Origin of the sequence: Desulfovibrio piger (assembly GCF_012843875.1) — a bacterium.
GTDB lineage: Bacteria > Desulfobacterota > Desulfovibrionia > Desulfovibrionales > Desulfovibrionaceae > Desulfovibrio.
Genome location: NZ_JABAFY010000020.1, coordinates 1 through 15,825 on the forward strand (window position 1 = coordinate 1; position 15,825 = coordinate 15,825).

Sequence of the window (15,825 nt, forward strand, 5' to 3'; positions counted from 1 at the left end):
GCGTCCCCAAGGGGATTTGAACCCCTGTCGACGGCGTGAAAGGCCGTTGTCCTGGGCCGGCTAGACGATGGGGACGCGATGAGGTGTATCTACGGGAAAGACGGGCCGTCGTCAAGCAAAAAATCGAGGACTTCCTTTTTTCTTTTTCACACCTTCCGTGTGGCCTGTCCTGATGCGCTACGAGGCAGGCTTTCCCCGCTAATCCAAGGCTGCCCTCCCCTTTCCCCTTCTCTTGATCCCAACAGGCAGAAGAGACCAGTCCCCTGTACGCTCTTACCGTAACGTTAATAACGGCGAAACAGCCAGGAGAAAGCAGCTAAAAACGGCTTCCCCTGACGGGCCCGCCCGCACAGGAAAAGCCGTTCACGGCCAGCAACAGATGCGGCCCTAGCCCTTGCAGACCTTGCAGGGGCGGTACCCGGCGGCCTTGGCATCCGCCGGAGAGGCAAAAGTTTTGCTGACGCTCTTGCCCTTATAATAGCGGCAGGAAGAGTTGTGATAGATCTTGCTTTCCGGGTTGCCGCGATAGCCTGCCTCCATCTTTTGGGGCGCAGCCTTGGGGGCGGGTTTGGCGGCAGGGGCCGGAGCCGTGGTCGCCGCCGGAGCGGCCTGCTGGGCAGGCGCACTCAGGGCGAGACCGGAGGAAGAGCAAACGAGCCCCAGGATCATCAGGATGGCGAGCATTTTCTTCATGGCAGATACTCTCCGAAATATTTTTTAAACTATCCGCAGCCGGACGAAACAGCACTGCATCCGGCCCATGCCATGCAGGATACATCATTCTGCCGGAAGCATAAAGACACGGTCCTCCCGTTGCTGTATTTCTTTCCCGCCCTTCTGCTTGCATAGCCTCCTTCCCCCCTTGCGCCCCTCAGGAAGGACGCGCCTGCAAGATCCTGGCTTTACCCCTTCGCGGGAGCAAGGCATCCGTCACGACAAAACAGTTGTAGCAAAGTAGCCCTCTGGGCTATCATGACCGGAAACCGTTTCAGGAGGGATTCGATGAGCCATCAGCATTCCCACCCGCAAAGCATGGCGGGGAAAAATTTTGCCAATGCCGATCTGGCCGGCAAGGATTTTCGGGGCGTCGAGCTGCGGGGGGCCAATTTCGCCGGTGCCGACTTGCGGGGCGCCAATCTGGAGCTGGCCGATCTGGCCGGGGCCAACCTCGTCAACGCGGAGCTGGCAAAGGCCAATCTTTCCTGGGCCAATCTGGCGGGAGCGGCGCTTAATGAAGCAGACCTGAGTGATGCAGACCTGCGGGAAGCCCGGCTGAATGGTGCCATCCTGGAGAATGCCCTGCTGGACGGTGCGAATCTGACGAGTGCCAGTCTTCGGGGAGCCGATCTGAGTGGGGCCAGCCTGCGTGAGGCCTGTCTGGATGGTGCGTGGCTGGAAGGCGTCATAGGGCTTTCGGACAAATAAGCCAGAGCCTTCCTAAACAAGGTCTTTTCTAAAAAAACAGGGGACAGCAGCCGCTCCTGAAGGTGCCTGCCAAGACAGACACACGGAGGCCACTGTCCCCTGCCCTTTTCTGCTGCCAGAGGATCCGGCAGACAGGCAAAGTCCTAGCGGATGCCCCTGCCCATATCGCGGGCAGCATCCAGGGCCGCAGGCGTTTTCCGGATGTCGCCGGATTCCGTCACGCCCAGCGCCTGCACCACGCCGCACAACCGGGTCTTTTCAAAACAGACCACCCAGCCCTCCATAGCTTTCTTGGGGCCTTCCATGGTCTTTTCGTCCGTATCGGCAGCACTGGCCAACAAATAGATGTCGCGGAAAGCATAGTCCCCGGCAAACAGGGGGTTGGTGCGATCCAGCAGGGTCTTCAGCTGCCCGCACAGCGAATAGAAATACACGGGGCTGGCAAAAGCGATCACCTCGGCCTGCTGCATGCGCGGCAGGATGTCATCCATATCGTCCCGGAGGATGCAGTGCTGCGTTTTCTGACACCCGAGACAGCCCTTGCAAAAACCGATCTTTTTGTCATGCAGGTTTATCTTTTCCACGGTATGACCGGCTTCCCGAGCTCCCTCGATAAAGGCATCGGCCAGCAGATCAGAATTGCCCATCCGGCGAGGGCTGGAAGAAATGACGAGGACTTTTTTCCCACTCATGGATCTTTCTCCTTTTGGCTCTGACCGGGACACAGACAGATGACAGCGGCCGGCCACGTGAACGGGCAGATGGTCTTCTTTGAAGGCCCGTTCGTCAACCGTTTTTCATCAAAAGTTCCGGGGACGACCGCCGTGCCTTCCTCTCCCCTTCTGTCCTTCCCGGGCCGGATCAAAGATTCTCCCCGCCCCTGCTCCGTAATCTCCGGGAGCCGGGGAGCCCGGCAGTCATATCCTTTGCTGTTTTTGCCCGCCGCGCGGAGCACCCTGTAAGGATGCAGGATACAAAAACAGCCCCTTCTCAGGGGCTGTTCATGGAGCATGGTTGCAGCTGTCGGGCGACTAGGCTTTGTTGCCGCCATCCAGCTTGTTACGAACCTGACGGCACAATCCCATCAGCGCGTCGTATTCATGCCGCCGCACCTGGGCCCGGGCCAGCAGGCGCCGCCACGGCATCAGGAAATAATCCGGGTTGTCCCCGTGCAGGCAATCCAGACGCAGCAGCATGTCCTTCAGATTGTCCAGCAGACGCTCGTAGTCGGCAGAGGAGATGACGCGGCCGGAGCCGCCCTCCGCCGGAGCCTTTTCCCCGGCAGCCTCATGCTGGCGGGCCCGTACGGCCTTGGCGCACTCATACAGCAGCAGCAATACCGACTGCGCCAGATTGAGGGAGCTGGCCTCGGGATTGGTGGGGATGGTCACCAGCCGCTGGCAATGCTGGATGGCATCATTATCCAGCCCCCGATCCTCAGGGCCGAACACGATGGCGACCTTTTCTCCCCGCTCCAGGGCCTGGGCCACTTCTCCCGCGGCCCGCTCGGGGGAAAGCAGGGAACGCCGCCAGCCACCTGTCCGGGCCGTCGTCCCGATGACCAGCGAGCAATCCGCCACGGCAGCCGACACGTCCGGTAGGACCTGGACGTCATCCAGCACGCCCTGCCCTTTGGGAGTGGCCAGAGGACGGGCTTTTTCCCTGTCCCAGCGCTCCGGCGCCACCAGACGGATGCTGTGGCTGCCCATATTCACACAGGCGCGGGCAGCCATGCCGATATTCTCGGGAAAGCGCGTCTGAACCAAAACAACTTGTAACAAATCCAGTGACATGATCACCTCAACACAGCCAGTTCTTCAGCAGCATCACGACCTGCCCGGGTTCCGGCACCACAGGACGCAACGGCGGCGGTACTGGGGCCATATCCGGCCAGATGCGGTGGGCCGTCAGCACGACCATTGCGCTGCCCGTACCCAGTTTGCAGACCGTTCCCAGAAAACGCCCCATCATGGTGCCGAAGGCCGCATCAAAGGCCTCCTTGCCGGGACGGCCACGCAGCAGTTCCATGACCAGGCAGCCCAGCCAGGCGCCCACCAGAGCCCCGATGAACGCCCCCAGCCCGAAAAAGAGCGGTGCCAGAAAGATGGCCCCGGCGATGGCCCCCACCATACCGGCCACGGTGCCGGACGTGCTGGAGCCGTGCCGTTTGGCATTCATGACCTGCACGCCCATTTCCAGCACCTCGCCCAGGACAGCCAGGCCCAGGAACATGATCCAGAACCAGACATCCAGGGCCCCGGCGGCCGGGTGCAGGAACTTCCACAGCACCACCAGCAGCACCACCACCCAGTTGGCGGGCAGGCCAAGGATGTTGAGCAGCAGGATCAGCCCCAGCAGGACGATGAACGCATAGGCCAGGCTGAACGAGGCCAGCGCGATGAATCCTTCCATACAGGCTACTTCTTGACGCGGTTGTCGTACACGCGCACGGCCTTGCCTTCGCTGCTGGGCAGGCTGTTACTCTGCACCAGTTCCACGCGCGGCGTCACCAGGATCTCGTCACGCAGCCGCTGGGCAATGGTCTTCTGCAGGCCCTGCAGGCAGCGCATGTCTTCCACGAAGTACTCGTCGCGGATCTCCACCTGCACGCGCATGACGTCGCCGATACCGTCGTTCTCCAGCAGGATGCAGTAGTTCTGCCCCACTTCGGGGAAGGTCATGATGACCTGTTCGATCTGCATGGGATAGACGTTGACGCCCTTGATGATGAACATGTCGTCCGCGCGGCCCAGGATGCGGTCGATGCGGCGATGATGACGGCCGCAGGAGCATTCCCCGGGCAGGAAGCGGGTCAGGTCGCGGGTCCGGTAACGCAGGATGGGCATGCCCTGACGGCACAGGCAGGTCATGACCAGTTCGCCGATCTCGCCGTCGGGCACGGGCTCGCCGGTCTTGGGATCCACAATCTCCGGCAGGTAGGCGTCTTCCCAGACATGCAGGCCGTTCTGGTTCTGGCATTCAAAGGCCACGCCCGGGCCGTTCATCTCGGAGAGGCCGTAGGAGTTGTAGGCCTTCATGTCGAAAAGTTCTTCGATGCGGCGCCGGAATTCCACCGTATAGGGCTCGGCCCCCACCACGGCGATGCGCAGGGGGAAGTCGCGCGGGTCCTCACCCATATTGCGCAGATGTTCGCCAAGGATGAGCGCATAGGACGGCAGGATGTGGGCGACCGTGGTCTTGAAGTCCTTGGCCAGCTTGATCTGGCGGCGCGAGTTGCCGGGACCGGCCGGGATGGTCATGCAGCCCAAGCGCTCGGCACCGAAATGGATCCCCAGGCCCCCGGTGAACAGGCCGTAACCGGACATGTTCTGGAACACGTCGTCACGGCGTACGCCTACCATATAAAGGCAGCGGGCCATCAGATCGGCCCAGCTATTGATGTCGTTCTGCGTATGGCAGATGGCCACAGGACTGCCCGTGGTACCACTGGAGCAGTGCATGCGCACGATCTCGCTGCGCGGTACGCACAGGAGCCCCGTGGGATACTGGTCCCGCAGATCCTGCTTGGTGGTGAAGGGGATGCGCCGGATGTCGTCCAGCGACGTGATGCTCTCGGGCGTCACACCGGCTTCATCCAGACGGCGGCGATAGAACTCGCTCTTGCGCACATGGGCCACGGTGGCCTTGAGGCGCGTCAGCTGGGTGTGTTCGATCTGGTCCCTGCTCCACAATTCCGCTGCATCGAAAACTTCCATGTCAAAACCTTATTGCTGCTTGTCCATCTTGAATTACAAACGCCCGGCGGCGTCGCCCCTGTGCGCCCATCCCCAGAGCAGGCCAAAACAGCCTGCCAGCATCATATCGCCATACGGGGCCAGGAACTGTCCCTGTCCCTGCAAAAATTCCCGCTTCGGTCCCAGTATATAGGTGGGTTCGTAGCCTCCGGCCTCCTCACAGTAGGGACCGAATGCCGTCCCGTGCCCTCCGTGTGCAAGGACCTCCTCGCACGGCAGCCAGGAACGCCGGAACTGCTCAAGATCCGCAAGGTATTCCTGCAGGGTACGCATGCCGGTATGATGCTCGTAGATGCCGCGGACCTGCCCCTGATAGACCAGCGCCGCCACCGTATGGCTGTTGCCCACATTGATGATGGTGATCCCTTCGCGCCAGCTCCGCTTCATGACTTCCGGCACGCACAAGGCGCCCAGCAGGGCACAGGTCCCCGTATCCGCCACCGGGCCGCCAGTCTTTTTCTGCAAGGCCAGCAGACGGGTGCATTCCGCCGGCGGCTGTTCGTAGATCCAGTTGGCCGGCAGGGCCGATGCCTGCAGCAGGGCCGTCCAAGCCTGCATGCGTCCCATGCGGTTGCCGTTGGGGTGAAAACCATGATCCTGACAGCCCGCCAGTACCAGATGCGGCAACGGGAGCCCGGCCTGCCGCAGCAGTCCGGCAAAAAATTCCGGGGAATAATCGGAAAGAGGCACCGGCACGGCACCGGCCGGACACTGCTCCGCTACCTGGACGCCCATGCTGCGGACGACTTCAGGGTTGTCGTGCAGGGCGCTGGCAGCACTGGCGGTACTGTAGACAGCATAACCCGCCTTGATGTGGTCACGTACGGCAAGGCCAAAGCCGCCACCGATATTTTCACCGTACAGCCATACCGGCTGCTTGAGCAGGGTCAGCTCACGAATGCGCTGCGCGGCCAGACGGGCCGGTGAAGGCAGGACGAAGCGTGGCCAGTTGTGGACTTCCAGTCCCGGACGGGCCAAAAGGACATCCTGGGTGTCGCTGCCGATATCGACACAAAGGACAGGACCTGTTTTTTGTAAAAAAGTACGAACACCGTCATCCATGGTTTTTCTCCAGGCCAAACAATAGCAAAGTTTGCCGTTTCTTGGTGTACCGGTTAGCCGGGCCCAAGGCAAGCCCCCAGCCTTTCCGACAGGGCTGCTCAAAAAAATTTTTCCAAAAATGCAAAAAAGTTCTTGCCAAGCCACCCTGTTTTCTGTATCACTCCACTTGTGCCGAGGTGGTGGAATTGGTAGACACGCTATCTTGAGGTGGTAGTGGCAACCGCCGTGCGGGTTCGATTCCCGCCCTCGGCACCAGCAAGACATCAAGGGTTGTGGCAACTAGCCGCAACCCTTTCTTTTTTGGTTGTTTCGAGCAGCGCAGCAAGCCCAGCCCGTCCCCTGTTTTTCCTACCTTTACGAATTTGGGTCAAACAGGTGGTACAAAAGGTGCCTCAAATGCCATCCGCTGCCGCTTCTTCCGCTCACCCGCACGGCACTTGCCACTCCCACCCAATAACCCGCCGTTCCGGTCAGCATCTTCTTTGTGTGGGCCGCATCTTCTATTTTCGTTGTGCTCTGCCTGCTGCTGCCAAAAAACGTCTGGGGAATGCCGAGATACGCCTGAGCCTGGGAACATGTTTCCGTCAGGAAGCCAAGCTGCTTGCCTGCCGGCTTTTTGCCTTGCTGCATGCTTCGTTACCTGGCGTACCTGATCTTCCCACGCTGCGGCATATCCTTATCCGGCATCTGTCTTCCATGCAGGGAAAGGATGTCAGTGAATACGGGAAACGTGGTCCCCGAAAAACGGCTCTGCCCTGCTCTTTTTCCCAACCACCAGCAATGACGGTCACAAACAGTATGGATGCAAGAGATGCGAGAGGCTTCACGGCTCCTTCTTTTGCTTGTGATCGGCAACCTGCATCATCGGCCACAGGAGCCACTCCATCTGCCAGGAAACCTGTTTGTCAGGATACCTGTCTTCATCCACTATCCCAACAAGTTACAGCAAAAATTTCCCAGCTTTCCACAACGATATTTCCTGGGAAACACGTAGCTGCCATATCACCTGACGGGGCTTTGGCTTCCTCTTCGACTACTTCCTGTTCCGCTGAAAACAGTATCAGGACAGACCATCCTCACGGGATGCTCTGCCCTGATACCTTGCTGTTATTGCGTGAAGAACTTTTGTCCCGAAATAATCTGAACCCGGATACCATTCGTGAAATCTTCAAGCGATACTTGAATAACTATGCTCCTGTCACTGTAGCTGCGGAACCTGAAACCTCACCGGTACACGTTTCCCGTAAAAAACGGGGGATTCGACTTTCCACTTTCATCCGGCGCTATACAGAGAGCAAGCTGGCGGATAAGCGTTGGACGGCAGATAATTTGACTACTCAGCAAGGACGACTGGAAACCCTGATAGAGATCCTGGGAGACAGGGATATCCTTCAGCTGCAACGAGATGACCTGCGATATTATCGGGATACGCTACGCAAACTTCCTCCCAACAGGAAAAAATCTCCGCTGTACAAGGGGAAAAGCATCTCGCAAATACTGGCCATGTCTCCTGCAACCACCCTCAGCATCAAAACCGTCAATGTGACTGTGGAAGCTGTCGCCAGCATGTTTGAATGGGGCATCCGTGAGGGACTGCTCACTACAAACCCTGCGAAAGCCTTGCAAATCAAGGATACACGACGAGATATCGAGTTACGAGAAGCTTTCACACAAGAGGACATCACCCTGCTCTTTTCTCCCAAGACATTCACGGAAAGCAGCGTCAAGCATCCTTCCTTCTACTGGGCTCCGCTTATTGGGCTCTATACTGGTATGCGCCTTGAGGAAATATGCCAACTGCACTGTTCTGATATCCGGCAGGAGCAGAACATCTGGTATATCGATATCAACACTGACCATCACGACAAGCGCCTCAAGAACAGAAATGCATTCCGCAAGATACCTATACACAATGATCTGCTAGCCTATGGTTTTATCAAATATGTTGATAAGATGAAGCTGAATGGCCAGGAACGCCTTTTCCCGGAGCTGCGTAAAACTGAGAAATGTCCCAAGTACGGTCATATGGTCAGTAATTTCTTCAGTCGATATATTGAACGCTGTGGAATCACAGGAAAAAAGAGTTTTCATTCTCTACGCCATACGTTCAGTGACTTCTTCAAACGCCTCAACCTGCATACAGATGTGTTTCGGCAGATCTTCGGTCACGAGATTCCCCACCTGGCTACACGACAATACGGGAGCGAGTTTCCTGTCAGCCAATGCTATCAGGAGATAATCAGCCATTTGGATGTACACAAAAAATGAAAGCCAGCTCGGGGAGGGATATTCCCTCCCCAAGCAGGCTATAATAGTATTTATCCAGACAGTTAGTTGCTATCCTTGCACTCGTCCATGATGACTTTGATAGCTCTCAGCACAGCAATGGCGATGAGGACCCATCCTGTTGCGGAGATAGCTTTCACTTCCTCAGTCATAACGCGTCTCCCTGAGCAAAGCATGTTGCAGCACTTCGAAAAGGGCTGGTGAAAGTTCCTCGAATCTGGAGATGACCCTGCTGCTGGTATCCGGCAAGAGACTTGAAATACAGTCGAATTTCATGCCTATGCCGTAAACCTCCACACCAGTCTTCCTCAGTGCTTCCAGTGCCTGCAAACATTGGGTCACGTCATCAGGAACACCATCTGTCAGGATCAGCACGACCTTTCTGGTTTCCCTGAGTATGAACATCTGGCGCATGACCCACCAAAGAGCTTCCGCCAGAGGAGTTCCTCCATGAGCCTGCATCTGCATCCTGTCAGTCATTTTCTGCCCATGTCTGACCAGGGGGAACACACCGATCTTCCCATCTCTGTAGGCTGGAAAGGAAGTGATCCCAAGGGATATCCCGGACAGATGTTCCAATGCCTTACCCACAGCATAGCAGGCTTGTACTGCCAGTTTGATGGATTCACCGTGCATACTCCCACTACTGTCCAGGAGGATATGCACTGCGGTATCAAGTTTGTGTACGCTGGCCCTTTTCTGGAAAACCCTGGTACTTCCCGTACTCAGTCGGTACAGCTTTCCTGTCTCCAGTTTACCCTGCCTGCCGGAAATAGCATGACGCAGAGTATGTGCCTGGAGCATACCCAGCATTCTGGCTTTCAGAGCCGTTGCCATGCGCACAGCTTTTTCCCTGTCCTGATCCGGTAACAGATGCACCTCACAAGAGCCTTCCACAGCCATCTCGACCTTTCTTCCAGAGTCTCCCGCTGCATGTGCTTCCAGTTGCTTCCCCAGCCAATTCCCCATGTCTACTGGCATTGACGGGATACCTGAAAGAATATCCTGCTCTGTTTCCCCTGCCGGTGAGCATGAGTTTTCCGCAGATGATGTCCCATGAGTTGAAGCCTCGGGTGTGCTTGCTTCGCTGCCTTTTTCCGATGCGGAGGTGTTTTCCGTCTGGGTTCCACTCTCCTGGTGTTGTTCCTCCTGTGACGGGGATTTCCAGGACTTGAGGCAATGTGCCAACTGGCGGGCATAATGGATGGCACTGGACGTATCTGGGCATTCCTGCCTGATTTGTGCAAGGATGAGATCCAGAGACTGTCGCATACCGGGGAAGTGAGTATCCAGAGAGGTCATTTCCTCTCCCAGCGGTTGTGACACTTCAGGGACATCCCAGGAACGCACTGTCAGCAGCACATAGTTCAAAACAGAAAGAGCGGGGGATCTTTCCCCCGCTCTTTCTTTGGTCGCATCTTCCACGAAGAACCGGTGTATCAGCTCGTGGAAATTGTGCCTGCATCCCGGGAATACCGCAGCCAGTCTGTTTTCCACCCTCCAGTCTTCGATGGCATTGAACAGATTTTTCGTCACCGCATCCAGAGCAGCCTCCTTAAATGCCTTGAAATCCGTATACCGGATATGGGCAGATTCATGGTCGATAAAGCCCCTGACCAGAAGCAGCAGCTCTTCCCCACAGTCTACAGGCAATGACGGTAACTGGATCATGTTCCCATCCGTACAGGCATCAGACCCACCAATACGCACATGCACACCATAGGTATTCCCAAGTACGGAAGCCAGAAGAGGCAAACAGCCCAGGATATCTTTCTCTCGCAGCTGCATCACCATAACCCCATGCTAGGAATCTCAGGAAGTACCGGTGCGGAAACGACTTCCGGCAACACAGGCAACTCAGCAGTCCCGAAAGGATTGTCCTCATCCGGCTGAACGCTTTCATCCTTTTTGAGCAACGCATCCAGAACGGAACCGGTCGAATTTCCTTCGATGACTTTCTGGGCATGAAGGATGAGCGCATGACTGTCCTTGAGAAGACAGACAAGACCTTGCAGGAGGATCAAATCGCTTCCCGTGATATTCCCTCTTTTGGGCATTCTATCCAGAGCGGACTGGATGATATCAGCCACAGGGCTCACATGAGGTTCCACAAAGCTGAGGCCTACCAGTTTGGATTGGAGAGTGCGCAAAGGTGACAGGGCCTTGTGAGTCACTTCTGTTCTTCCCTCATAAACACGCTTCCAGATATCCTTTGCAGTCCGGGACAGATCATCGAAAAGAGTGTTACCGAGCCCTTCCACTTCTTCCGCCAGACCAGATTCCAGCACAGCTTTTTCATCAGGATGCTGCTCCAGGGGGGATACCTTGTACAGCTGCCAGCGAAAGTCCATGCGAGCCCGAACATATTCAGGACTTACCGTGGAATCTCGGATGATTTCCGACCACTGGGAATGCTTGTCTATCCAGGCTTTGACGGATTCATCATAATCCGCCAGGAATGCTTCTTTTTCCCGCAGGAATTCGTCTCGGATGGCCACCAGTTCCTGGATGATGGCACCAGCTTTCTCTTCCGGGATAGCCCAACCAGACATGAAACGTACTCCATGTCTGTCCAGAAAACTGAAAGCACGGGCTTTCAAGGTGGAGAAAATCTTCAACGAACTGGGATCGGCGATACGCTTGGAACCCAAAGAAGCCAGGTCTTCGGGAGGAAGTTCAGCGCCACCGAAGTCTTCCACGGTCATTTTTTTCCGAGCTGACCAGAGACTGATATCCAGGTTCAGAGCCAGCAGATTGTCCAGGATGCGGATATCGGAAATGATCTGGGTCATATGATCCTCCTAAATTGAGCTTTTGGTTTTGATGAGGGCATACCCTTCACGCAATTTTTTGGCGGCTCGGGATGTCAGTTCCAGTATGGGGCTTTTGTCCTTGCAGGTATCCACAGGAACGAAATGCTGCTGTCCGCTTTGTCCAGAATGTCCCCAGGTAATGGTCAGTCCTTCAGCACCAGCATCGCCTACCCAATCCTTGGTCAGAGTTTGCCCATCCAGTACGTATTCCTTGCGCAGGAAAATACGGGGATAGGGAACAGCACTACTCCGCTGGCAATGCAGCTTCACGAACCCGAGTGCTTCCTCTCCCATGAGCAGATCACTTCCATTCCCTGTTAGATGCGGAAACATGCGTTGAGCCAGTTCATGCAGCATGGCTCTGGTCTCACGTGAAGCCCTGTAGGCAAGAGCTCTGTCCAAAGCATATGTCACCGGCTGGATTCCCTGTTTTGCCAGTGGCTGGAAACGCAAGGTCAAAGCGCCCCAGCGCAAAAGACTGCGCGTGGAGAACGTAATCTCGATGCTGCCGCTCAGAGTGCTTCCACTCACCTCTCCCATGAACAACCTGCGGACTTCATTGGCATAGTCTACCATCGTTTCACACAGGGATACGGGCAACGCCGGATAGCGATCCCGTAAGAGCTTCTTTTCCACAGAGGGATCAGGGTAGCCCATCTCGCAAAGGATGAATCGATCCGTGAAAGCCAGGTTCTGTCGCTGAGTTCCCTGGTAAAGACCGGTGTCATCCCCTGCGCCATTGGTATTGGCTGTAGCCACGAATCGGAACATAGGATGAGGGATGATGAGTTCCCCACCATTTTCCGGGATACACAGAGGAGAACCGTCCAGGATGCCATGCAGTCCTGCTGCGACTTCCGGTGAAGCCATATCCAGCTCATTGACCAGACAGATGCCTCCGTAACGCATAGCAAGCGCAAGTGGTCCGTATTCGTAGGACATACTCCCTTCATGCACGGTCAAATGTCCTGTGAGATCAGCGAACTCCAACCTGCCGTGTCCCGTCACTTCGAACAGGGGATAGTTCAAGCGTGCAGCCAGTTGTTTGACACACGATGTTTTCCCACAACCGGAAGGGCCAAAGATGTACAGGGGTTCCTCCGGGGAAAGCAGCCAGACGATGATGTCCCTGCTGGATTCATGGAACAGGTAATTGGGGTCCAGCCTGGGGGTATACAGAGAGGGGGTGGCATATCCCTTGATGGGAGTACCGGAAGGATTGCCGCTAAAAATCTGACCAGCATCCAGTTCGATGACCTGAAGCCGGCTCAATTCGTCTGATATGGTTTGCATCGTCATCTCCTTGAACAAAAAGGCCCCTGATCCGTTGAAGAATCAGGGGCCTTTTTCGTTGTATCTGGCGGTGATTTGGGGGAATTGTTTCCTGCTATCGGGATACCTGAGAGCCTTGGCATCGCTGCTCCATGTTTTCCAGTATAGGCAATGACGTTTTCTCTATGTGCCCGTCAGGATAACGCAAAACATAGTGCCCATCCTGGTCGATATAGTTCAGCGGTATTCCCTTCTCGAGTTCTTTTTGCAGGATAATATGCTGATTTTCCACAGCAGTTTCAACAAGCTCTTCCAACGTCAGAGGCATGTCAAACTCCTGTTGCCATCATGGCTGTTTGAAGATTCCTTAGGAGATTGTGACGTAAGAGGGCGTCACAGGCAAGATACCTCCCCTACCCTTCAATAGCTTCTCTCATGGAGATGCCACGGGACACCTCCATCTCAAAAGGATTCTCGCACCAGCTACCGTCTGTCTCCACATCATCGAATTCCTCTCCAATCCGAATGAAGTAGAAGTCCTGGGCATCAAGTTCGTTGAGCTGTGCTTGCAGCCAGTTGATCTCGGGAAACGTGCTGTACCACTTGGTCCAGTTCCAGAACCAGAGCTGATCGCCTTCTTTGCTCGTGTAGTGGGTATCCGCATGCGCCAACAGGTTTTCGACAACTGTGCGCAGTTCCGAATCTTCCAGCGTTGTCAGTTTTCCAGTGAGCTGATTATAGCCTGCGGCAGAAATGGTGAGGCCAATTTCAGAGTAGTATCCCATGATGTCTCCTTACATGGTGAGGGGGTTAGTGGATGGGAGTGATGGACAAACGGGCAACAGGCTTTCCTTCCTGCTCATGCCGCTGGAACAATGCGTCCACATCGATATGATCAAGACCTTCCTCATGGAAGATATGCGCCAATTCCTGTGCCAATCCCTTGCGATCCAAAGTACGTCGGCCAGATGACATACCCAGACGAAAACGATGCTGTCCTGTACTTATCCAATCCGTAGTGGATGCGAGTTGATGCGCCTGTTTGAGAGCGCTTTCGATCTCCTTGATACGGATATCCAGGGTGGAACGTTCTTCCTTGAGCTGTTCAAGTCTGGTCACAGCAGGTTCCCATTGCGGTTGAAAATCCCCCTGACGGAATTTGGGACATCCCTCATTGAATGAGCAGGTAGCGCACAGAAGATGGAATCCCCTGGCATAACGGAGAGCATCCAGTTCACGCTGCTGTTGTCTACATGAACAGGTCTCCTGCCAGAATTGTTCAGCCGTTTTGCCTACAACTTCCAAGGTCTCTTTTCCCGAAACAAATGGGCCAAATGCCCGACAGTCTTTCATGGATAGGTAGAGCAACCAGCCTTCCAGATCGATTCCCTCTGGAGTATCCGGCATAACCAGTCCCCATTGCAGCTTGCATATCTCCGGAAAGGTTCGGGCATGGCATATCTGTTCCCCGGAAGTGTTCCTCACGGAGAAAACAGGTTGATGCCACAAGGCAGCCAGAAGACTCGTTTGACCTTTGACCTGGATCAGATGTGATGGGTATGGTTCTGTAGGAATGTTTTCCGTACTTTTTACCTCCAGAATACGAACCGCCTTCCTGGGGGAATCCCATACCAAGGTGAAATCCAGATGTGCCCGGATGGGTGTATCCTTATATATCCAGTCGATCTCCAGCTGAGGGAGAACACGCAGGCCAAGCGCAGATAATCCTTCCCCGATACCCTGTTCAAACCAGTGACCACGTTGCAGAGGAAGCAGGCGATCAAGGTTTTCCGGCTCAGGAAAGATCCTGGAAGCCACCGCAGCCCGGGGACATTCCAGATACTTGCCCACATCGCTCATACCGACATATGAGGTACGATCTCCAAGCATGGCATGCGTCTGGGAACGTGAAGAAACGAGAAAGCCCTGCCGGATCACTTCCAGCAGGGCTTTCTCCCGTACAAGAGATGAAGGGGCCATGTTCTCTCCTTCAGGTTAGGCAGTTCCGGCATACTTCCACCAGAACTTGCGCTGTGCATTCCAACGAAAACCAGCACCCGAAAGTATCTCACTGCGAGTCTGGGTATCTCCTGTCGCCACGATGCACTCCCTTCCATCCTGTGCGTTGACTATCTGATAGCTCACGCCATCCAGCTGGGGAAGATCAGCAAAAGGTCCATACTTCCGTTTTGAGGTGCCTGAATTTTTATCCGCTTGTGTTCGCCTATCTTGAAAGCCTTTTTGCACCTGAGCCCCGTTTCTAGGCTGTTTCACGCGTCCAGATGTTTTAGGTTGCATTTTTGCGGCTTCTCCATCGTCATCCTCCTCTGTGATTATGCCCAGCATGGCTGTCAGAGCATACCGTCTGGCATAGGTGATGGCACTGCCCATCCCCTGCGGATCAGCTTTTGGCAGAGGAACGACTGCCAATGAGCTTTGCCACTGACCGGATTCCGCATGTGTGAGTTTCGTCAGCAAACCGATATGTCCCGGACCAAGCTCCACAGGTGCAGGAACAGGAAGCTGGGTCATCCAGATACCATGTGCAAGAAGGACATCACGGCAAGCCTCCATGACTGAGTTGAGCGTGGCGTAATTGCTTCGGGTGAAAGGATTGGTGCCATCTCTGGCCGCAGGCAACAATTCGCGCTGTACCGCGATAAGAGCCTTGGCCAGTTCCGATATTTCAGCAGAACAATATTCCAGCATGAGACCTCCCTACGGAAAAAAAGAAGCCCCGGAAGATGAATCCTCCGAGGCCACATGTGTTTCTTTTTGATAATATATATATGAAATTTTTTGATTTCTTTATTTCAAACGCTGGATGATCTTTTCCGCAAGGAAAATGATTTCACTCCTGGTGACGGTCGGCAGTTCTTCCTGCTTCGGGGACGAAAAGCTGATCCGGTATTTCTCCAGATCTTCCTGGGTCATAAACAGCTCGGCGACAGAACATTCCAGGATTTCAGCGATCTCTTCCAACCGTTGAAAGCGAGGAGCGACAAGGCCACGTTCGATTCTGGAAAGCGAATCTGCTCCCATCCCCAAACGCTCGGCAAAGGCCGCCTGATTCCATCCCAGCAGTTTTCGTCGTGCGGTAATGTTCGCACCTACTATGACCGCGAGTCGCTGCTTTTTCGTCCCAGCCACGTATCCCTCCATTTTTGCGTACAAAAATAAGGGAAAGCGCGGGCTTCAAAAACAGCATAAAA

Annotated in this window: 15 protein-coding genes, 2 tRNA genes and 1 pseudogene; 3 read left to right on the plus strand and 15 right to left on the minus strand. The window is 55.3% G+C overall.

Features of this window, described 5'->3' with window-relative positions:
* Position 1 precedes the first annotated feature (1 nt).
* Positions 2-75: transfer RNA gene (locus tag HF854_RS06615), tRNA-Glu, on the minus strand.
* A 312-nt stretch (positions 76-387) separates the two neighbouring features.
* On the minus strand, positions 388-693 hold the full coding sequence (locus HF854_RS06620; RefSeq protein ID WP_168935588.1) for a sunset domain-containing protein: 306 nt from the start codon (positions 691-693) through the stop codon (positions 388-390).
* A gap of 309 nt (positions 694-1,002) precedes the next feature.
* Between HF854_RS06620 and HF854_RS06625 the strand changes: the two genes are divergently transcribed.
* The gene (locus HF854_RS06625) at positions 1,003-1,425 is read left to right on the plus strand and encodes a pentapeptide repeat-containing protein (protein ID WP_168935589.1); all 423 of its coding nucleotides are present in this window, start codon (positions 1,003-1,005) and stop codon (positions 1,423-1,425) included.
* Positions 1,426-1,568: 143 nt separating this feature from the next.
* Here HF854_RS06625 and HF854_RS06630 read toward each other — a convergent pair whose 3' ends face one another.
* The 5 genes from HF854_RS06630 to HF854_RS06650 form a co-directional block, all read right to left on the minus strand.
* Positions 1,569-2,117 carry a flavodoxin family protein gene (locus tag HF854_RS06630; protein WP_168935590.1) on the minus strand — a complete coding sequence of 183 codons (549 nt, stop codon included), beginning with the start codon at positions 2,115-2,117 and terminating at the stop codon, positions 1,569-1,571.
* Positions 2,118-2,456: 339 nt separating this feature from the next.
* Positions 2,457-3,218: an RNA methyltransferase gene (locus HF854_RS06635; protein ID WP_168935591.1), complete on the minus strand. Its 762-nt coding sequence runs from the start codon at positions 3,216-3,218 to the stop codon at positions 2,457-2,459.
* A 7-nt stretch (positions 3,219-3,225) separates the two neighbouring features.
* A complete protein-coding gene (locus tag HF854_RS06640) occupies positions 3,226-3,837 on the minus strand; it encodes a DUF456 domain-containing protein (protein ID WP_168935592.1) in 612 nt (203 codons plus the stop codon).
* 5 nt (positions 3,838-3,842) lie between these two features.
* Positions 3,843-5,141, minus strand: a complete 1,299-nt coding sequence (locus HF854_RS06645; protein WP_168935593.1) for a phenylacetate--CoA ligase family protein — start codon at positions 5,139-5,141, stop codon at positions 3,843-3,845.
* 33 nt (positions 5,142-5,174) lie between these two features.
* Positions 5,175-6,242 (minus strand): DUF1786 domain-containing protein, encoded by a 1,068-nt coding sequence (locus HF854_RS06650; protein WP_168935594.1) that lies wholly within the window; start codon positions 6,240-6,242, stop codon positions 5,175-5,177.
* A gap of 170 nt (positions 6,243-6,412) precedes the next feature.
* Between HF854_RS06650 and HF854_RS06655 the strand changes: the two genes are divergently transcribed.
* Positions 6,413-6,497: transfer RNA gene (locus HF854_RS06655), tRNA-Leu, on the plus strand.
* The gene (locus HF854_RS12875) at positions 6,456-8,510 is read left to right on the plus strand and encodes a tyrosine-type recombinase/integrase (RefSeq protein ID WP_168935595.1); all 2,055 of its coding nucleotides are present in this window, start codon (positions 6,456-6,458) and stop codon (positions 8,508-8,510) included. Before HF854_RS06655 ends, HF854_RS12875 begins: the two co-directional genes overlap by 42 nt.
* Positions 8,511-8,672: 162 nt before the next feature.
* Here the strand turns inward: HF854_RS12875 and HF854_RS06665 are convergent, their stop codons facing one another.
* The 8 genes and pseudogenes from HF854_RS06665 to HF854_RS06700 all read right to left on the minus strand — a co-directional run bounded on the left by HF854_RS06665 (position 8,673) and on the right by HF854_RS06700 (position 15,763).
* On the minus strand, positions 8,673-10,322 hold the full coding sequence (locus HF854_RS06665) for a cobaltochelatase CobT-related protein (RefSeq protein WP_168935596.1): 1,650 nt from the start codon (positions 10,320-10,322) through the stop codon (positions 8,673-8,675).
* Positions 10,316-11,320 carry a DUF3150 domain-containing protein gene (locus HF854_RS06670; RefSeq protein ID WP_168935597.1) on the minus strand — a complete coding sequence of 335 codons (1,005 nt, stop codon included), beginning with the start codon at positions 11,318-11,320 and terminating at the stop codon, positions 10,316-10,318. The genes HF854_RS06665 and HF854_RS06670 overlap by 7 nt, the downstream gene beginning before the upstream one ends.
* Before the next feature lie 327 nt (positions 11,321-11,647).
* Positions 11,648-12,634, minus strand: a pseudogene (locus HF854_RS06675) (AAA family ATPase); the annotation flags it as partial.
* A gap of 94 nt (positions 12,635-12,728) precedes the next feature.
* A complete protein-coding gene (locus HF854_RS06680; protein WP_168935598.1) occupies positions 12,729-12,941 on the minus strand; it encodes a hypothetical protein in 213 nt (70 codons plus the stop codon).
* An 85-nt stretch (positions 12,942-13,026) separates the two neighbouring features.
* Entirely contained in the window at positions 13,027-13,398 is a 372-nt protein-coding gene (locus HF854_RS06685; protein WP_168935599.1) for a hypothetical protein, read from the minus strand.
* A 25-nt stretch (positions 13,399-13,423) separates the two neighbouring features.
* Positions 13,424-14,593: a hypothetical protein gene (locus tag HF854_RS06690; RefSeq protein ID WP_168935600.1), complete on the minus strand. Its 1,170-nt coding sequence runs from the start codon at positions 14,591-14,593 to the stop codon at positions 13,424-13,426.
* Between the two features lie 15 nt (positions 14,594-14,608).
* Positions 14,609-15,322, minus strand: a complete 714-nt coding sequence (locus tag HF854_RS06695; protein WP_168935601.1) for an ERF family protein — start codon at positions 15,320-15,322, stop codon at positions 14,609-14,611.
* A 99-nt stretch (positions 15,323-15,421) separates the two neighbouring features.
* Positions 15,422-15,763 carry a helix-turn-helix domain-containing protein gene (locus HF854_RS06700; protein WP_168935602.1) on the minus strand — a complete coding sequence of 114 codons (342 nt, stop codon included), beginning with the start codon at positions 15,761-15,763 and terminating at the stop codon, positions 15,422-15,424.
* Between the last annotated feature and the right edge of the window lie 62 nt (positions 15,764-15,825).

What these genes read in the sequence shown, in the direction of transcription:
- HF854_RS06620 (WP_168935588.1), bottom strand. Translation starts at nt 693, where the DNA reads ATGAAGAAAATGCTCGCCATCCTGATGATCCTGGGGCTCGTTTGCTCT.
- HF854_RS06625 (WP_168935589.1), top strand. Translation starts at nt 1,003, where the DNA reads ATGAGCCATCAGCATTCCCACCCGCAAAGCATGGCGGGGAAAAATTTT.
- HF854_RS06630 (WP_168935590.1), bottom strand. Translation starts at nt 2,117, where the DNA reads ATGAGTGGGAAAAAAGTCCTCGTCATTTCTTCCAGCCCTCGCCGGATG.
- HF854_RS06635 (WP_168935591.1), bottom strand. Translation starts at nt 3,218, where the DNA reads ATGTCACTGGATTTGTTACAAGTTGTTTTGGTTCAGACGCGCTTTCCC.
- HF854_RS06640 (WP_168935592.1), bottom strand. Translation starts at nt 3,837, where the DNA reads ATGGAAGGATTCATCGCGCTGGCCTCGTTCAGCCTGGCCTATGCGTTC.
- HF854_RS06645 (WP_168935593.1), bottom strand. Translation starts at nt 5,141, where the DNA reads ATGGAAGTTTTCGATGCAGCGGAATTGTGGAGCAGGGACCAGATCGAA.
- HF854_RS06650 (WP_168935594.1), bottom strand. Translation starts at nt 6,242, where the DNA reads ATGGATGACGGTGTTCGTACTTTTTTACAAAAAACAGGTCCTGTCCTT.
- HF854_RS06665 (WP_168935596.1), bottom strand. Translation starts at nt 10,322, where the DNA reads ATGGTGATGCAGCTGCGAGAGAAAGATATCCTGGGCTGTTTGCCTCTT.
- HF854_RS06670 (WP_168935597.1), bottom strand. Translation starts at nt 11,320, where the DNA reads ATGACCCAGATCATTTCCGATATCCGCATCCTGGACAATCTGCTGGCT.
- HF854_RS06680 (WP_168935598.1), bottom strand. Translation starts at nt 12,941, where the DNA reads ATGCCTCTGACGTTGGAAGAGCTTGTTGAAACTGCTGTGGAAAATCAG.
- HF854_RS06685 (WP_168935599.1), bottom strand. Translation starts at nt 13,398, where the DNA reads ATGGGATACTACTCTGAAATTGGCCTCACCATTTCTGCCGCAGGCTAT.
- HF854_RS06690 (WP_168935600.1), bottom strand. Translation starts at nt 14,593, where the DNA reads ATGGCCCCTTCATCTCTTGTACGGGAGAAAGCCCTGCTGGAAGTGATC.
- HF854_RS06695 (WP_168935601.1), bottom strand. Translation starts at nt 15,322, where the DNA reads ATGCTGGAATATTGTTCTGCTGAAATATCGGAACTGGCCAAGGCTCTT.